The sequence below is a fragment of the Streptomyces sp. HM190 genome (assembly GCF_009857135.1).
Classification (GTDB): domain Bacteria; phylum Actinomycetota; class Actinomycetes; order Streptomycetales; family Streptomycetaceae; genus Streptomyces; species Streptomyces heilongjiangensis.
This window is the reverse complement of the sequence record NZ_CP047318.1, coordinates 3,648,632-3,665,140: the sequence shown is the minus strand read 5'-3', so window position 1 is coordinate 3,665,140 and position 16,509 is coordinate 3,648,632. Positions and strand designations below refer to the sequence as shown.

Below are 16,509 nucleotides of genomic sequence, written 5' to 3'. Positions count from 1 at the left end.
AGCCGGGAGAGCCGGGAGAGCCGGGCCGTCGTACGGATCGTGGAACCGGTCGTCGGGTCGGTGATGGTGTGGGCCGGGATCCCGGTCGGTAGGTTCGGCCGGTGTCGCGGTCGGTAGGTTCGGCCGGATCGTCGGCCGGTGGTCAAGGAAGGGTCAGGGACAGGTCATGAGCGAGGCCGTAGAGGGCGGGGCCGTGGAGGGCGGGGCCGTGGAGTCCGGGGCCGAGGTCGCTGTCGCCGAGCGGTTCGAGGAGCTGTACGGGACGGCGCCGGAGGGGGTGTGGGCGGCGCCGGGCCGGGTCAACCTGATCGGCGAGCACACCGACTACAACGACGGCTTCGTCATGCCCTTCGCCCTCCCGCACACCACCGTCGCCGCGGTCTCCCGCCGCACCGACGGCGTGCTGCGCCTGCACTCCTCCGACGTGGACGGCGGTGTCGTCGAGCTGGCCCTGGACGCACTCGCCCCCGAGTCGGACCGCGGCTGGACGGCGTACCCGGCGGGCGTCGTCTGGGCGCTGCGCGAGGCCGGCCACGCGGTGACCGGCGCGGACGTGCACCTGACGTCGACGGTCCCGGCGGGCGCGGGCCTGTCCTCGTCGGCCGCGCTGGAGGTCGTGGTGGCCCTGGCCCTCAACGACCTCTTCGGCCTCGGCCTGAAGGGCTGGCAGCTGGCCCGTCTGTGCCAGCGCGCGGAGAACGTCTACGTGGGCGCCCCGACCGGCATCATGGACCAGACCGCGTCGGCGTGCTGCGAGCGGGGCCACGCCCTGTTCCTCGACACCCGCGACCTCTCCCAGAAGCAGATCCCCTTCGACCTGGCGGCCGAGGGCATGCAGCTGCTGGTCGTCGACACCCAGGTCAAGCACTCCCACAGCGAGGGCGAGTACGGCAAGCGCCGCGCCGGCTGCGAGAAGGGCTCGGCCCTGCTGGGCGTGGACGCCCTGCGCGATGTGGCGTACGACGACCTGGACGCGGCCCTGGAACGCCTCGGTGACGAGGAGGAGGTCCGCCGCCTGGTCCGCCACGTCGTGACGGAGAACCACCGGGTGGAGCAGGTGATCGCACTGCTGGAGGCGGGCGAGACGCGGGCGATCGGCCCCGTCCTGGTCGAGGGCCACGCGTCGCTGCGCGACGACTTCCGTATCTCCTGCCCCGAACTGGACCTGGTCGTCGACACGGCGATCGCGTCGGGCGCGCTGGGCGCCCGGATGACGGGCGGCGGTTTCGGCGGCTCGGCGATCGTCCTGGTCGAGTCGGCGGACGCGGACACGGTCACGAAGGCGGTCGAGGAGGCGTTCGCCGCGGCGGAATTCACGCCCCCGAGGGTGTTCGTGGCGGTGCCGTCGGCGGGCGCACGACGGGCGGTCTGAGGCCCTGGGGCCCTGGGGATCTCGGGACCTGGGGACCTGGGGACCTGGGGACCTGGAAGTGAGTCAACGGTTCGGGAGGATGAACCCGACCGTTTGAAATTCTGCACGCAGTGGGCGGCGCCGGGACGACGGACCCGGCGCCGCCCACTGCGTGGCGGGCCGCTGCCCACGCCGTGGCGGGCCGCCCCCTGCATCGTCTGCACCGTGTGCCGCACTCAGGTGGTGACGGGCGGCCGTCCGAGCACTGCGAACCGTGACGCGCATGTTCCGGCCAGGCTCTCGCCCCGAGCCGCGAACCGATGCCGCACATTTCATCCGCGAACGCGCAACATTCCGCCGGGATCACGCCGTTGACGCGCAACTCCACGCCCCACACCGGAGTACGAAGACCCCTGCACCCCGCTCGCCCCACACGACACTGTCACAGCAAATAGCTAAAGTGGTCGACGAGGTGCCGGCTTCACGGGGGAGGGCATGATGCGGGACGGCGGTTCGACGGGTGGTGCGACGGGCCCCTCGTGGGTGTCGGGCATGTTCGACGCGGCGCGCGACGCTGCGGCGGACGTGGCGACGGAACTGTCGTCGTTCACGGCGTTCCAGAAGCGCGTGGACCAGTTGATCACCGATCTCAAGGACTCGGACGCCGGCCCCGGCAAGGTGGGCCAGGAGCCGCTGGCGAGGGCCCAGTTCGGTGGCGGGAACGGCGAATGGGCGCAGGCGGCGGGCCTGTTCACCGCCTACGAGACGGTCATCACGGAGCTGGAGAACCTCTCGAAGCTGCTCTCCCACTCGATGGAGGGCATGGGGATCGCCGTCATGGCGTCCCACAAGGGCTACCAGAACATCGACCTCGACATCCGCGACCGCATGGCCGCGATCAGCGCGGAGACGACGGAACACTACGGCGGCGCGTACGACCCCGGCCGGCCGACGCCCCCCGAGGCCACGCCTCGAGACACGTCTGACACCACGCCGCGGACTCCGACGGACGGCGGCGACGCGGGAGGCACGATCTGATGCCGGGCGGGAACCCCTTCGAGGACATGAGCCACGAGCGCATGCTGCAGTGGCTGGACCAGGCGAACAGCGCGACGGTCCAGGCAGCAGCGGACCGCCTGGCCAAGGCGGCCGAGGAGATCCACAAGATCGCCGAGGAGCTGAGGATCCGCCCGCAGTGGGTGGAGTGGAAGGGCGAGGGCGCGAACGCGTTCCGCACGTGGACCGCGGACCTCGCCAACTCCACACTCCGCCTGGGCGACTTCAGCGAAAGCTCAGCGAAGTGGCTGGCCCAGGCGTCATCGGCGATCGCCAGGGCCCAGGCGGCGATCCCCCGCGACACGAAGACCGCCGAGTCCAACCGAGCCGCAGCAGCATCGACCCCCAACGACCCGGACGCGGACGCCGTCACCACGAAGTCGACCGCCGAACTGGCGGCCCTGGCGGAAAACAAGGAGAAGGTCCGCAGGGAAGCAGCCGCCGAGATGATCAAACTCGGCCAGGCCTACGAGTTCTCAGCGGTACAACTGAACGCACTGGAGAGACCTAAGTTTCCGCCGCCGCCGGTGGCTATTGCGCCGCCGGAGAGTGGCTCACGCATCGGCAGTACTGCCGTGGATCGTTCTGGCGCATCCGCTAATAGCGGTTCTGCGTCTGATGGCTTCGCACCCCTGGATATCGGGAACCGCAGCCTTACATCCGATTTCACAGATGTGAGACGAGTACCGAATCATGCTCAAGATGGCATGGTGCCGACGAAGGACGCGCCCCCGATCCGTATGGGGATCGACTCGGTAGAGACCCCACTGCCGGACAAGCAGACAACGTCGCCCCCGGCGAGTAGCCAACCCACAGGAAGGTCGGAGGTGCCCACAGCCGCATTGCCGACCGGGGTGCTGCCTTCGACGCCTAGGGGCGCCAGCGGCGCGCCGACCAGTAGCGGGCTGCCCCAGGCGCGGACGACTGCAACAGGCCGTGTGCCCCCGTCACCCGGTCCGATCGTCCCTCCTTCGTCCCCGCCGCGGGCACCCAGCAGTACCGGCATCATCGGCGGCAGGCCGGTTTCTCCGACCGTGGGTGGTGCCACAGGAGCAGTTCACAGGGGAACGGTTGTCGGAGGGCCGGGCGCTAACGGTCGCATGCCAGCGAGCCCACTCCCTGGTATGACAACTCCAGGAGGGCGGACGACAGGTCAGCAGCGGTATGTGTCCGGTGGTCGGGTCCCGACATCCAACGGCGGTGTTATCGGGGAGAACCCGCAGCGAACGGGCCGCGCAGTCCCTGCTGCGGCCAGCAGCGCAATTGCATCCGGCTCTGCCGGAGGACGCCTGGCGCGAGATGGGGTGGTGGGCGGCGCTGTTCCCGGCGCGGCGCGCACCGGGAACGCTGGAACGGGCACTCCGCGTGTGGCACGTCCAACATCCGCCGGGAGTCCGGAAGACAACAAGAAGCGAACCCGCTCGGCCAGCGACCAGAAGACCGGGCGCCAGGACAACGGCCGTCCGGTATCGCCGGTCATCGACTGAGATGCCCGAGGAACGGAGATAGGGAACTCATGCGCACGACCAGCACCCCACACGGGTGTCACCGTGTTGCGGCAGCGGCGGTACTCGGGCTGCTGCTGGTGGGCGCGGAGGGATCACCCGCTTACGCCGAGTCGACTCGTGAGCAGCAATGGTTCCTCGACGCCATGCAGGCCGAGCAGATGTGGCGGACGAGCACCGGTAAAGGGATCACAGTTGCCGTCATTGATACCGGAGTGGACCCGACGAACCCAGATCTGAAGGGGCGAATCCTGGCGGGTAAGGACTATGCCGAGGGCCAGCCCGGCGATGAGCACACCGACTATGAGGGCCACGGCACGGGAATGGCCGGCCTGATCGCCGGTACCGGTGGGTACAGAGGCGGAAAGGGAGCTTTCGGCCTGGCTCCGGGAGCGAAGATTCTCCCGATCCGCATGCCTAAGGTCGATACGGCGGAGAACAAAGCCCAGGGGAACAGATGGTTCAACGAAGCCGCTCCGAAGGCCATCCGCTACGCGGTGGACTCGGGCGCGCAGGTCATCAACCTCTCGCTGGGACATACGCAAGGCTCCCCGCAGCTGACGGAAGCAGTGAAGTACGCCCTTGAAGAAGGGGCGCTGATCTTCGCGGCAGTGGGAAACAGTGGAGACAAGGGCAACCTGGTTGAGTACCCAGCAGCGACTCCTGGAGTGGTTGGGGTAGGCGCGATTGGCAAGGACCTCCACAAGACTGCTGAGTCCCAGTACGGGCCCCAGGTCGACATGGCCGCCCCCGGCGACGACCTCATCCACGCATGCGGTAGTGCAACGGGCCTGTGTGACAGCCATGGCACCAGCGGTGCCAGCGCCCTGGCCTCCGCCAGCGCCGCCCTCATCTGGTCCAAACACCCCACCTGGACCAACAACCAGGTCCTCCGCGTCATGCTCAACACCATCGGCGCCCCCACCGACGGCGCCAAGCGCAACGACTCCATCGGCTACGGCATCGTCCGCCCCCGCGTCGCCCTGACGAACCCCGGTGACCCCGGCCCCGCAGACGAGTACCCGCTGCCGGACCTCGCCGCCGCCGCGTCCGCGTCGCCGTCCCCCGAACCGTCATCGGTGACGGACGCCACCGACCCACCGGCCAAGGACAAGAGCGCCGAGGAGACGTCCTCGGACGCAGACACGACCCCTCTCGTATGGATCCTCCTCGGAGCCGCCGCCCTCGCCGTCGCGCTTCTCGGCGTGATCGCGACAGTCCTCGTCCGTAAACGGCGAGCCGCGAACCCCGTCGCACCCTTCCCACCGGTCGCGTATTCCCCGGGGCAACCCGAGAATCCGTCCGCTAGCTTCCCGAATGCGCCGCACTATCCTCCCCCCACCTCTGGAGGCAACGTCCCTCCCGGCCGAGGACCGGACGCCGTGTGAGTGCGGCCGGGCGCACAGGTAATACGCGCCCGGCGACACGGAACGGCCACGAGGCACATCACACAGTCGGCAGCGCCGTGAACCTGGACGGGGAACGGGCGAGGAACGGGAGAGAACCGCGCATGGCGTGGGACGAGTGGGAGCAGTTGAAGTCGCAGGCGGCGGAGCGGCAGCCCGACGGAATGCGGCTGAACCAGGTGGAGACGAGCAGTGGATCGTCCAGCGGTCCTGGCTCGGGCAAGTACGGGGACCTGACCGCCAGCCAGGGTGACCTCGCAAAGATCGGTGAGCACGCCTTCGACCTCCACGGGAAACTGTGGGACAAGGGCCGTACCGCTGTGTCCAGCAGCGACAAGGCCGCAGGTGACCTGTCGAAACAGGGTTTCGCGCTGGGCGGCGCGCTTCAGCATGTGTCGACCCGCTGGGAGGAGCAGCTGACCTCCCTCCGTGACGCCTGCGCCCACATCTCGAACCACATGACGGTCTCGAAGAGACTGCACATCGACGGCGATCACTACATCGGTCGTAAGTTGAGCAGCATCGACACCCTCGACGCCGGCTTCGACGAACGAGTCGGTGCACCCGGTCGCAAGAACCCGCTGTACGGCGAGGCGGGCGACAAGGGCAAGAAGGACGACTGATGGATCTCGACGCGCTCCGCTTCGCCAGCTTCAAGCTTCTCGACGACGCCATCGAGGACTGGTCGACCACGGTCCGCAACCTGGCTGAGTTGAAGGAGGCTGCCGACAAGGGACTCAGAGGTGCCGCGAACAAAGCCAACTGGACCGGTGAGAACGCCACGGTCTCCAAGGAGTTCATCGGCAAGACAGCCGGCGAGTTCGAGGACGCGCACGCACAGGCCGAGTCCATTCGGAACATCCTCAGGGACACACGCGGGGAGCTGAAGGGCTACCAGGACAAGCTCCAGGCCGCCATCAGCCGAGGGCTCAAGAAGAACCTGACGGTCACCTCCACGCAGGGCGGAGGTTTCACCGTGACGATGAACATCCACCCCGACCGCGCCGCGAAGGGGACGACGGTTCCCGAGCACGACGCCAAGGACGTGACCGCCCTGCGCGACGAGGTCCAGAAGATCCTCGACGGCGCGACGGAGAGCGACGACTCGGCCAGCAGGGTGCTCAAGGCACTCGTGAACCAGACCGAGCTGGGCTTTTCGGACGTCGGCTACAAGGACCGCGACTCCGCGGCAGACGCGCTCAAGCGGGCCGACGACCTCGCCGCACTGGCGAAGAAGAACCCGGAAGACCTCACGGAGCGGGAGTTCGACAGGCTCAACGACGGGCTGAAGAAGTACGCGAACGACGACCTCTTCGCCGCTGAGTTCGCGACGAGTCTCGGAGCCCGAGGAACGCTGGACTTCTGGGCCGGTATCAATGACCCGGGCGGGCCACGGGAATTGCGCGTTGGACGGTTGGACCAGTTCGACGAACTGCAGAAGAACCTCAGCCTCACCCTTGCCAACGCGAGCCAGAGCGACACGGCAGGGATGACCGAGTGGAAGAACACCATGGTCGGCCTGGTGGACAAACCGGTGAGCCGCGAAGGCGGGTACGCGCTCGGTGGCCAGGTCATGAGCAACCTCATGCGGTGGGGCGATTTCGACGACAAGTTCCTCCACCGGTACGGCGACAAGCTCATCGAGACCGAGAAGAAGTTCACGGGCAACGGTCGCCACGGGGCCTGGCAACGCATGGGGATGGACCCGCTGCTCAACCACACCGGGACCGACTCCGGCTGGGACCCGATGACCGGATACCTGAAAGCCCTGTCGAACAACCCGGACGCAGCCACTCAGTTCCTCAACGACACGTTCGTCACGAAGAACGAGGACCACGAGTTCACCGAGGAGAAGGGCGGCAAGGAGGTCAAGAGGTCCCTCACCAACTTCGACTACCTCTTCGAGGAGCGCGACTGGCCCCAGGAATTGGACTCCAAGGGCGAGGACAGCGTTGCCGGCCGCAACAACCTGGCCATGGCGATCGAAGCCGCCACGACCGGACATCCGGCGGGAGAGATGCCGACGGTGGACACGCCGCCGCACAATGCGGCGCAGACGAAGTTGATGGAAAGCCTGGTGGCGTCGATCGCAGACGACCCGGGACGCCTTACCGATCGCGGATACATGTCCGACAGCGTCGGACAGATCACGTCAGAGTACTTGCCTGACATCAATCGGGCACTGAGTGATGTCGAAAGGGGCGAGAAATCGCCTGACTGGCTGGATGTTCAACGAATTTATCCGGTTCACGGCTCCGAAGCCGAGCTCGCCCACGCGGACGTGAGCAAGCTTCTTTTCGCGCTCGGTCAGAATGAAGAGGGATATGCCGCTGTCGAGGTGGGCCAGAAGGCCTACATGGCTCAGCTGATGGACCACCATCTGAACCCCGACCTTCCCGAAGACCAGCGTGTTTCCCGGGATCCAGAAATCGTCGTGCGGCAGATCGCGGGGAGTTCGGGAGAAATCTCAGGGACGCTCGGCATCGGTCGGCAGGAAGCTATCGGCCAGGAGGCTTCGGACAAGGACAAGGGGTACGCCCATTCCATGGCCCAGTACAAGAACTGGATCTCCGGCGGAGTGGGTACGGCCGTCGGCGTCGGCACTTCGCTCATTGCCACACCCTGGGTCGGCGCGGCCGTGGGTGGCGGTGCGGGAACGGTCACGAGCGTGGTGCTGGAGTCCGTTTTCAAGGATGCCGAGGGCTCGGCCCTGGCAGACTCCCAGACAACAGCAGGGGCTGTCTGGCAGAAAGGCCTCAAGTCCAACGGCGAGATCGCGGGTACTGCAGCGCGGCTAGCAGCCGAGACCCATGGATCAGTGGACGCGGGGGACGCGAGTCTGTGGGCGCGGGGATCCGCCCGGCAAGGGTATATCAATGCACACGCAATTCTTGAGGGACAGGCCCCGGGAAGTATTACAGGATACGCTGGATCTTGAAAGGGTAGTTCTTGTGAGAAGAGTGGAGGACGGTCTTCTTCGGGGATCCGCCGCTGTCGTGGCAATGGTATGTGTGCCGCTTCTTTCAGGGTGCGGTGGAGGGGAGTCGAAACGTGAATACACGGTGCCTCGGGCTCTGTGCGGAGTCGCAGTCGAGCGCGGCGATCTGACTGCCTTTCTGCCAGCCGGGAAGAACATCTCTGTCACATCGGAATCTGGAACCGACTGGCGGACCTGCAACGTCGTCGTCGACGATACGTCTGTAGTGAATCTGACGCAATTCTGGCTGGAGAAGGGAAGGACGACCGCTTACTTTGCGCGCGGGCAGACGCTGGACGACCCGACGGAATCGGAGCAGGGAGGGAGGTTTCTCTATTCGGGCTACGAGGCGTTTGGAAAGACCAAGACCTGTGTCGACAAGAAATACGGGCAAGAACTGTATACGGCAGTGCAGGCGCAGGGCTCCAGGCACAGGGACACCGATGCCATGAAGCGCCTCATCGTTGCCTACACCAAGGAGGTCGAGAAGTCTGCCGCCTGCACCACGCCACCGAAGTGATCCCGACATGCGGGGTGAATGATCCCCATATGCGTCGGAGTGCCCCGCGTGCCACGCCGAGTGCCCCCTCACCCCAACCGCTTAGTCAACGTGTACTCCGTAACCCCCGGTGGATAGTCCGGGATCACGCACACCACCTCGTAGCCCTGCTTCTTGTAGAAGTCCGGGGCCTGGAAGTCCCAGGTTTCCAGGCGGGCGGCGTGGCAGCCGCGGTCGGTGTGGGCCGTGTGTTCCGCTTCGCTCAGGAGGCGGGAACCCAGGCCCGAGCCGCGGGCGTTCGCGTCGACCCACAGGTACGTGACGTGGAGCCAGGTCGCCCAGGTGTGGCCCACGAGGCCGCCCGCGAGGGTGCCCGTGGCGTCGAGGGCCCAGATGTGCAGGGGCGTCTCCCGTTCGTCAGGGGTGCCGCGCAGCTCGCGCAGGACCGGTGAGGCCGCCGTGTTGGTGGCCCGCAGCCGGGAACGCAGCAATTGGGCTCGTTCTCTGTCGACTTCTGTCTCGATCCGAAACATGCGGCACACCATAAACGCGTTGGCCGGCCAGTTCTGCAAATTGCCTTCCCCTCCTGGCCCCCGGCCTTACCCTGATGAACAGTGCCGGTGGGGGCCGGTGCTGATCAGGGGGCGAGACAAGTCGGGTACGACGCCCGGAGTGGGGGTAGCGGTTCAGCACGGCGGCGGCCGTGCGGCTGCGGCGCCCCGTCCCAGGTGTAAACCGGGGAACATTCCGGGCGCCGTACCCGCGCCGGACGTCCCCCGACCAGTGGGGGTTTCAGTGGTTCGCATCCGAGTCCTGGTCGTCGACGACCACCGCATCTTCGCCGAGTCGCTCGCCGCGGCCCTCGCCGCCGAGCCCGACGTCGACGTGTCCGCGGCCGGCAGTGGCCCCGCCGCGCTGCGCTGTCTGGAGCGCGCGGCGGCGGAAGGGCGGAAGTTCGACGTACTGCTCGTCGACGCCGATCTCGGCGGGCACGGTCAGCAGCCCGCCCTGCGCTCCGGCCGCCTCCCCGCAGGGACGGGGGCCGGCGCCGCGTACGGTTCCGGGATACCCGCGGGTGCCGGGCGCGGACCCGTCGCCGCCGTCTCCGGGCCGGTGCCCGTGCAGGACACCGGTGAGTACGGCCTCGTCGACGGGATATCCCTTGTCGCCGGGGTGCGGACGGGGCAGCCGACCGTACGGACCGTCGTGCTCGCCGAGAAGGACGACCCGCGCCGCGCCGCGCTCGCCCTCCAGGCGGGAGCCTCCGGCTGGGTCGCCAAGGACTGCTCGCTCTCCCGGCTGCTCACCGTCATCCGCGGAGTGCTGCGCGACGAGACGCATCTGCCGCCCGCCCTGCTCACCGGCGTGCTCCGCGAACTGACCGCCGCCCGCAAGCACCGCACGGAGAGCGAGCGGCTCGTCGAGTCCCTCACACCGCGTGAGCGCGAGGTGCTTCGGTGCATGGTGGCGGGCCTGGGGCGCAAAGCCGTAGCCGAGCGCCTGTTCCTGTCGCCCCACACCGTCCGCACCCACATGCAGAACGTCCTCGGCAAGCTCGGTGTCCACAGCACCCTCGCCGCCGTCGCGCTCGCCCGCCGGGCCGGCGTCGGACCCGTCGACCTAGCCGGGGATGTTGTCGAACGGGGCGGTCAACTGGCGTAGCAGGCCGGCCAGTTCACCTCGCTGGGCGCGTGTCAGCTCGGCCAGGATCGCCCGTTCCTGGTCGAGGAGTCCGGCGAGCGCCTGGTCCGCCCGGTCCCGGCCCTCGTCCGTCAGCCGCACGAGCACGCCCCGGCGGTCACTGGGATCCGGCAGCCGCTCGACCAGCCCCTTCTTCGCGAGGCGGTCGATGCGGTTGGTCATCGTTCCCGAGGTCACCAGTGTCTGCGTCAGCAGTTGACCGGGGGAGAGCTGGTACGGCGTCCCCGCGCGCCGCAGCGCCGTCAGCACGTCGAACTCCCACGGCTCCAACTGGTGCTCGGCGAACGCCAGCCTGCGCGCACGGTCCAGATGCCGGGCCAGTCTGCTCACCCGGCTCAGTACTTCAAGCGGCTCCACGTCGAGGTCGGGGCGCTCCCGGCGCCACGCTGCGACCAGCCGATCGACCTCGTCCTCCATGGCGATCAGTGTAGTGGTTGTGTCGACGTGAAGTCTCTTGGCGTCAAGAGGATTGAGATTGATTATCTTGACGTCGAGATATTGCGCGTACGAGAGTGGAGTCAGCCCCCGAGGACCGTACGAGGAGGTAACTCGAACCATGCCCCCCACCCGTCCCACCTGGGACCCCCGGCAGTACCTGCGCCACGCCGGCCACCGCGCCCGCGCCTTCGTCGACCTGCTCGCCCACGTGCCCGAGCCGCCCGGCGGTGACCGGCCCCGCATCGCCGACCTCGGCTGCGGCCCCGGCAACGTCACACGGCTGCTCGCCGACCGCTGGCCCGGAGCCCGCGTGACCGGCTACGACAACTCGCCCGAGATGCTCGACGCGGCGCACGTCGACCACGAGGGGCCCACAACCGGCGGCGGCCGCATCGACTTCGCCGCGGCCGACCTCCGCACCTGGACCCCGTCCGAGCCGTACGACCTGATCGTCAGCAACGCGACCTTCCAGTGGGTGCCCGGTCACCTCGACCGCTTCCCCCGCTGGGTGGACGCCCTCGTGCCGGGCGGCACCTTCGCCTTCCAGGTCCCCGGCAGCTTCGACCTGCCCAGCCACCGCCTCATGCGGGAGCTCGCCGGGTCCGACCGGTGGCGGGACCGGATCGGCGACACCCTCCGCCACCACGACGCCGTCCACACGCCCGCCGCGTATCTGGCCGCGCTCGCCGACCTCGGCTGCGAGGTCGACGCCTGGGAGACGACGTACGTCCACCTCCTCCAAGGCGAGGACCCCGTGCTCGACTGGGTCACCGGGACGGGGCTGCGGCCGATCCTCGCGGAACTCGGCGACGACGCCGGCCCCTTCGTCGCCGAGTACCGCACGGCCCTCCGCGCGGCCTACCCGGCCACCCCCCACGGCACGGCCTTCCCCTTCCGCCGCATATTCGTCGTCGCCCGCAAGCCGGCCCCCGAAGGGCGGCGGTGAGGCGTCGGCGTCCCCGGTGCCCCGCACTCGCCGGACCTGTGTCACCGGTCCCGCCGGCGGCGCCAATGTTGTGCAGAATATTGACGGCCGGTAGATACACGCCTACCTTCGCGGTGTTCCCTCCCTAGCTCCCCCCTCGTCCCACCCCCTCGCTCCAGGGAGACCGCATGCCCTCGTCCCCTCCCCCCGTCCCTGTCCCCGTCCCCGTCGACCCGGCCGAGCGGGCCCGGCAGCTGCGGCGCGTCGCGTTGTCCGGGCTGCTCGGGACCGCCGTCGAGTTCTACGACTTCCTCGTGTACGGCACGGTCGCCGCGCTCGTCTTCGGTGAACTGTTCTTCCCGGGCGCCGACCCCGCCGTCGGCACCATCGCGGCGTTCGGCACCTTCGCCGCCGGATACGTCGCCCGACCGCTCGGCGGCATCGTGTTCGGGCACTTCGGCGACCGGCTCGGCCGCAAGTCGATGCTGCTGCTGACCATGGGCCTCATGGGCGGCGCCAGCTTCCTCATCGGACTGCTGCCCACCTACGACACCATCGGCGTCTGGGCCCCCGTCCTCCTCATCACCCTGCGCGTCCTGCAGGGCATCGCCATCGGCGGCGAGTGGGGCGGCGCCACCCTCATGGTCGTCGAGCACGCCGGCGAGAAGCGGCGCGGCCTGTGGTCGAGCTTCACCCAGATGGGAGCACCGCTCGGCTCCCTGCTGTCCTCGCTCGTCGTCACCCTCGTCGTCGCCATGCCCCGCGACCAGTTCGCTGCCTGGGGCTGGCGCGTGCCGTTCCTGCTCAGCGTCCTCCTGCTCGGCGTCGGCCTGTTCGTCCGGCTGAAGGTCGTCGAGAGTCCGCTCTTCGCGGCGGTCAAGAAGGACGGGGCCGAGTCGCGGATGCCCCTGCTCGACGTGGTGCGCAGGCCCCGCGCCCTCGTCCTCGCCGCCTGCGTCGGCATCGGCGCGTTCACCGCGCAGTCCCTGCTCACCAGCTACCTCATCGCCTACGCCACCGGCATCGGCTACGCCCGGCCGCAGGTCCTCACCGCCCTCACCGTCTCGGCGTCCGTCGCGCTGGTCGTGCTGCCCGCCGCGTCCGCGCTCTCCGACCGTGTCGGCCGCCGCCCGGTCGTCCTCGCCGGGGCCGTCGCCTCCGCCGCGCTCGCCTTCCCCGTCCTCGCACTGGTCGACTCCGGGTCGCCGGGGCTGCTGATCCTCGCGGTCGTCCTGGGCCACGGCGTCGCACAGTCCACGATGTACGGGCCGCTGGGCGCTCTCCTCACCGAGATGTTCGGCACGAAGGTCCGCTATACGGGCGCGTCCCTGGGCTACCAGCTCGCCACCCTCATCGGCGCCGGTTTCTCGCCGATGATCGCCGGGAGCCTGGTGGCGGCGAACGGCGGATCCAGTACACCGATCGCGCTCCTCGTCTGCGGGGGCGCGGCGGTCACCGCGGTGACCGTGTGGTTCGTACGGGAGACGCACCGGGATCCGCTCGGCGGCGACGAGCCGGCCCGGCCGGCCGCCGTGAAGCAGGAGGTGGCCCCGTAGGAGGGCGGGGGCGGGGGGCCGGCCCGGTCCCGTACCCGCCCCCGCCGTACGTACCCTTGGCGCTGTGGAGGACGAGACCCTGGACGTCGATGTCGTCGACGCGCCGCAGCCGCGGCCGCAGTCGCTGGTGCTGGCCTTCTTCGGCAACCACGTGCTGGACCGCGGCGAGGGCGACCTCGCGGTGTACTCGGGGAGCATCATCGACGTCCTCGGACGCGTCGGCACCGGCGAGCAGGCGGTCCGGTCGACGCTGACGCGCATGGTGAACCGGGGGCTGCTGTGCCGGCAGCGTGAGGGACGGAAGATGTTCTTCGGCCTCACCCCGCACGCGAACGGCATCCTGCGCGACGGCGGACAGCGCATCTGGCGCGACGGCGCCGTCAACGAGGACTGGGACGGCACCTGGACCCTCCTCGGCTTCTCCCTCCCCGAGTCCTGGCAACGGCAACGCCACGACCTGCGCTCCCGGCTCACCTGGTCCGGGTTCGGGGCGCTCTACAGCGGCCTGTGGATCGCTCCGGGACGCGTCGACGTACGGGAGATCGTCTCGGAGCTGGGGCTCGACGCGCACGTGAAGGTGTTCCACGCCCGCGCCGACGAGTTCACCGACATCGGGCTGATGATCCGCGAGAGCTGGGACCTGGAGTCCCTCGCCGCGCGGTACGTCGCCTTCGACAAACTCTGGACCACCGCGGACCTCGCCGCCGACCCCGTCGCCACCCGGCTGCGGCTGGTCGCCGAGTGGCTGCGGATCATCCGGACCGACCCCCGGCTGCCCGTCCGGCACCTGCCGGAGGAGTGGCCGGCACGGCAGGCCCAGGACACGTTCCGGCGCATCGCGGAACAGACGGAGGGACCCGCCGCGCGGATGGCGGCGGAGGTGCTGGAGACGACGCCGCTGCGGGCGCGTCCGACCGACGGGGCGTGAGGCGAAGGGGCGTGAGGCGCGACGGGGCCCCGGGGGCGTGGACGGTGGTGCGGTCCCGTACGTGCCGCCGTCACCCAAGGGGCGCGGTCCCTCGCGGGCGCGGGTCCGTCGCGGGCGCGGGTCCGTCGTGGCCGGTCCGCGCAGGTCCCCGCGCCCCTGCAGGGCGGCCCGGCCGCCCGGCGCCCCGCTCCCCGGGGCCGGACGTCAGCTCTTGCGGTGGCCGATCAGGCGGGGCCTCTGCTCCAGCCCGTCCAGACCGTGCCACGACAGGTTCACCAGGTGCGCGGCCACCTCCGCCTTCTTCGGGCGGCGCACGTCCAGCCACCACTGGCCGGTCAGCGCGACCATGCCGACCAGCGCCTGGGCGTACAGCGGGGCGAGCTTGGAATCGAAGCCGCGGCTCTTGAACTCCCGGCCCAGGATGTCCTCCACCTGCGTGGCGATGTCCGAGATCAGCGAGGCGAAGGAACCCGTCGACTGCGGGATCGGCGAGTCACGCACCAGGATGCGGAAACCGTCCGTGTACTCCTCGATGTAGTCCAGGAGCGCGAAGGCCGCCTGCTCCAGCAGCTCCCGCGGATGGCCGGCCGTCAGCGAACTGGTCACCATGTCCAGCAGCCGCCGCATCTCCCGGTCCACGACCACGGCGTACAGGCCCTCCTTGCCGCCGAAGTGCTCGTACACCACCGGCTTGGAGACCCCCGCCTTCGCGGCGATCTCCTCCACCGACGTGCCCTCGAAGCCCTTCGCGGCGAAGAGGGTCCGGCCGATCTCCAGCAGTTGCTGACGGCGCTCGGCTCCCGTCATCCGGGTGCGGCGCGCACGCCGCGGCTTCTCATTGCTCGGGGTGCTGCTGGAGTCGGTCGCCACGGCGTCCATCATGCCGCCTCGGCCGTGGCCTTCCGGTGCTCGGATGCGTCCTCACCCGTGATACGCCGGGAATCGATACGCGAGCGTGACGGCCAGCGCACGTCGTGGGCCCACCCCAGCTGTTCGAACCACCGGATCAGCCGGGCGGAGGAGTCCAGCTGGCCCCGCTCGACGCCGTGCCGGGCCGCGGTCGGGTCGGCGTGGTGCAGGTTGTGCCAGGACTCGCCGCAGGACAGGACCGCCAGCCACCACACGTTGCCCGAGCGGTCGCGCGACTTGAAGGGGCGCTTGCCGACCGCGTGGCAGATCGAGTTGATCGACCACGTCACGTGGTGCAGCAGCGCCACCCGGACGAGGGAACCCCAGAAGAACGCGGTGAACGCGCCCCACCAGGACATCGTCACCAGGCCGCCGATCAGGGCGGGCAGCGCGAGGGAGACCACCGTCCACAGGATGAACTGCCGCGAGATCGTCCGGAGCGCCCTGTCCTTGATCAGGTCCGGGGCGTACGTGTCCTGCGGGGTCTGCTCCTCGTCGAACATCCACCCGATGTGGGCCCACCACAGGCCCTTCATCAGCGCCGGGACCGTCTCGCCGTAGCGCCACGGTGAGTGCGGGTCGCCCTCGGCGTCGGAGAACCTGTGGTGCTTGCGGTGGTCCGCCACCCAGCGCACCAGCGGGCCCTCCACGGCCATCGACCCGGCGATCGCCAGCGCGATCCTCAGCGGACGTCTGGCCTTGAACGAGCCGTGCGTGAAGTGCCGGTGGAAGCCGACCGTGATGCCGTGGCAGCCCAGGTAGTAGAAGAACACCAGCAGACCGAGGTCCAGCCAGCTCACGCCCCAGCCCCAGGCCAGCGGCACCGCCGCGAGCACCGCCAGGAAGGGCACGGTGATGAAGAGGAGCAGCGTGATCTGTTCGATCGACCGCTTCTGCTCGCCGCCCAGCGTCGCCGAGACGGCGGCCGAGGCAGCGGCCGAGGCCGCGGAGGCGTCGGACGAGACGGCGGCGGAGGCCTTGGATGAGTCGGAGGCCGCGGACGAGGCGGAGTCCGGGGAGTCGTGCGCCTTCGGGGCGTCATCGATCACATCGGAACTTCTGGTCATGGGGGCGTCCCCTAGGGGGTCGAGGGTGGAGAGAGGGGGGAGGGCCTGTCGACGACAGGCTCGACAGGCTGCGCGGGCCGCCTGACGGCACTCCCTACGGTTCCGTAACCTACGGCATCGTAAGTATGTCAGCGCGTCGCCCGGCGGCAAGAGCCCCTCCGCCCCGCGTCCCGGCACCGAAGGGACATCTG

Annotated in this window: 14 protein-coding genes; 10 read left to right on the top strand and 4 right to left on the bottom strand. The window is 69.3% G+C overall.

Features of this window, described 5'->3' with window-relative positions; translation table 11 throughout:
• Positions 1-166: 166 nt before the first annotated feature.
• The 6 genes from galK to GSY65_RS15360 all read left to right on the top strand — a co-directional run bounded on the left by galK (position 167) and on the right by GSY65_RS15360 (position 8,815).
• A complete protein-coding gene (gene galK, locus GSY65_RS15385) occupies positions 167-1,372 on the top strand; it encodes a galactokinase (protein WP_236579799.1) in 1,206 nt (401 codons plus the stop codon).
• A gap of 531 nt (positions 1,373-1,903) precedes the next feature.
• Positions 1,904-2,389 carry a hypothetical protein gene (locus GSY65_RS15380; protein WP_159768607.1) on the top strand — a complete coding sequence of 162 codons (486 nt, stop codon included), beginning with the start codon at positions 1,904-1,906 and terminating at the stop codon, positions 2,387-2,389.
• Positions 2,390-3,923: 1,534 nt separating this feature from the next.
• Entirely contained in the window at positions 3,924-5,300 is a 1,377-nt protein-coding gene (gene mycP / locus GSY65_RS15375; protein WP_159768604.1) for a type VII secretion-associated serine protease mycosin, read from the top strand.
• A gap of 122 nt (positions 5,301-5,422) precedes the next feature.
• Positions 5,423-5,941: a hypothetical protein gene (locus tag GSY65_RS15370; RefSeq protein ID WP_159768601.1), complete on the top strand. Its 519-nt coding sequence runs from the start codon at positions 5,423-5,425 to the stop codon at positions 5,939-5,941.
• Positions 5,941-8,256: a DUF6571 family protein gene (locus tag GSY65_RS15365; RefSeq protein ID WP_159768598.1), complete on the top strand. Its 2,316-nt coding sequence runs from the start codon at positions 5,941-5,943 to the stop codon at positions 8,254-8,256. Before GSY65_RS15370 ends, GSY65_RS15365 begins: the two co-directional genes overlap by 1 nt.
• Complete coding sequence (locus tag GSY65_RS15360) at positions 8,195-8,815, top strand: hypothetical protein (protein ID WP_159768595.1); 621 nt, start codon at positions 8,195-8,197, stop codon at positions 8,813-8,815. Before GSY65_RS15365 ends, GSY65_RS15360 begins: the two co-directional genes overlap by 62 nt.
• A 68-nt stretch (positions 8,816-8,883) precedes the next feature.
• Here GSY65_RS15360 and GSY65_RS15355 read toward each other — a convergent pair whose 3' ends face one another.
• The gene (locus tag GSY65_RS15355) at positions 8,884-9,339 is read right to left on the bottom strand and encodes a GNAT family N-acetyltransferase (protein WP_159775996.1); all 456 of its coding nucleotides are present in this window, start codon (positions 9,337-9,339) and stop codon (positions 8,884-8,886) included.
• A gap of 250 nt (positions 9,340-9,589) precedes the next feature.
• Here GSY65_RS15355 and GSY65_RS15350 point away from each other — a divergent pair, with 250 nt between their 5' ends.
• Entirely contained in the window at positions 9,590-10,456 is an 867-nt protein-coding gene (locus GSY65_RS15350) for a response regulator transcription factor (protein WP_159768592.1), read from the top strand.
• On the opposite strand, the gene tamR is transcribed toward GSY65_RS15350, so the two are convergent.
• On the bottom strand, positions 10,415-10,912 hold the full coding sequence (gene tamR / locus GSY65_RS15345; RefSeq protein WP_159768589.1) for a MarR family transcriptional regulator TamR: 498 nt from the start codon (positions 10,910-10,912) through the stop codon (positions 10,415-10,417). The two genes, GSY65_RS15350 and tamR, sit on opposite strands and share 42 nt — an antisense overlap.
• A gap of 139 nt (positions 10,913-11,051) precedes the next feature.
• Here tamR and GSY65_RS15340 point away from each other — a divergent pair, with 139 nt between their 5' ends.
• The 3 genes from GSY65_RS15340 (at position 11,052) to GSY65_RS15330 (ending at position 14,342) form a co-directional block, all read left to right on the top strand.
• Positions 11,052-11,879, top strand: coding sequence for a trans-aconitate 2-methyltransferase (locus GSY65_RS15340; protein WP_159768586.1), 828 nt, complete (start codon positions 11,052-11,054; stop codon positions 11,877-11,879).
• Positions 11,880-12,046: 167 nt separating this feature from the next.
• The gene (locus GSY65_RS15335) at positions 12,047-13,414 is read left to right on the top strand and encodes an MFS transporter (RefSeq protein ID WP_159768583.1); all 1,368 of its coding nucleotides are present in this window, start codon (positions 12,047-12,049) and stop codon (positions 13,412-13,414) included.
• Between the two features lie 64 nt (positions 13,415-13,478).
• A complete protein-coding gene (locus GSY65_RS15330; protein WP_159768580.1) occupies positions 13,479-14,342 on the top strand; it encodes a PaaX family transcriptional regulator in 864 nt (287 codons plus the stop codon).
• Between the two features lie 204 nt (positions 14,343-14,546).
• Here GSY65_RS15330 and GSY65_RS15325 read toward each other — a convergent pair whose 3' ends face one another.
• Positions 14,547-15,224, bottom strand: a complete 678-nt coding sequence (locus GSY65_RS15325) for a TetR/AcrR family transcriptional regulator (RefSeq protein WP_159768577.1) — start codon at positions 15,222-15,224, stop codon at positions 14,547-14,549.
• Positions 15,221-16,318: an acyl-CoA desaturase gene (locus GSY65_RS15320; protein ID WP_159768574.1), complete on the bottom strand. Its 1,098-nt coding sequence runs from the start codon at positions 16,316-16,318 to the stop codon at positions 15,221-15,223. Before GSY65_RS15320 ends, GSY65_RS15325 begins: the two co-directional genes overlap by 4 nt.
• Positions 16,319-16,509 lie beyond the last annotated feature (191 nt).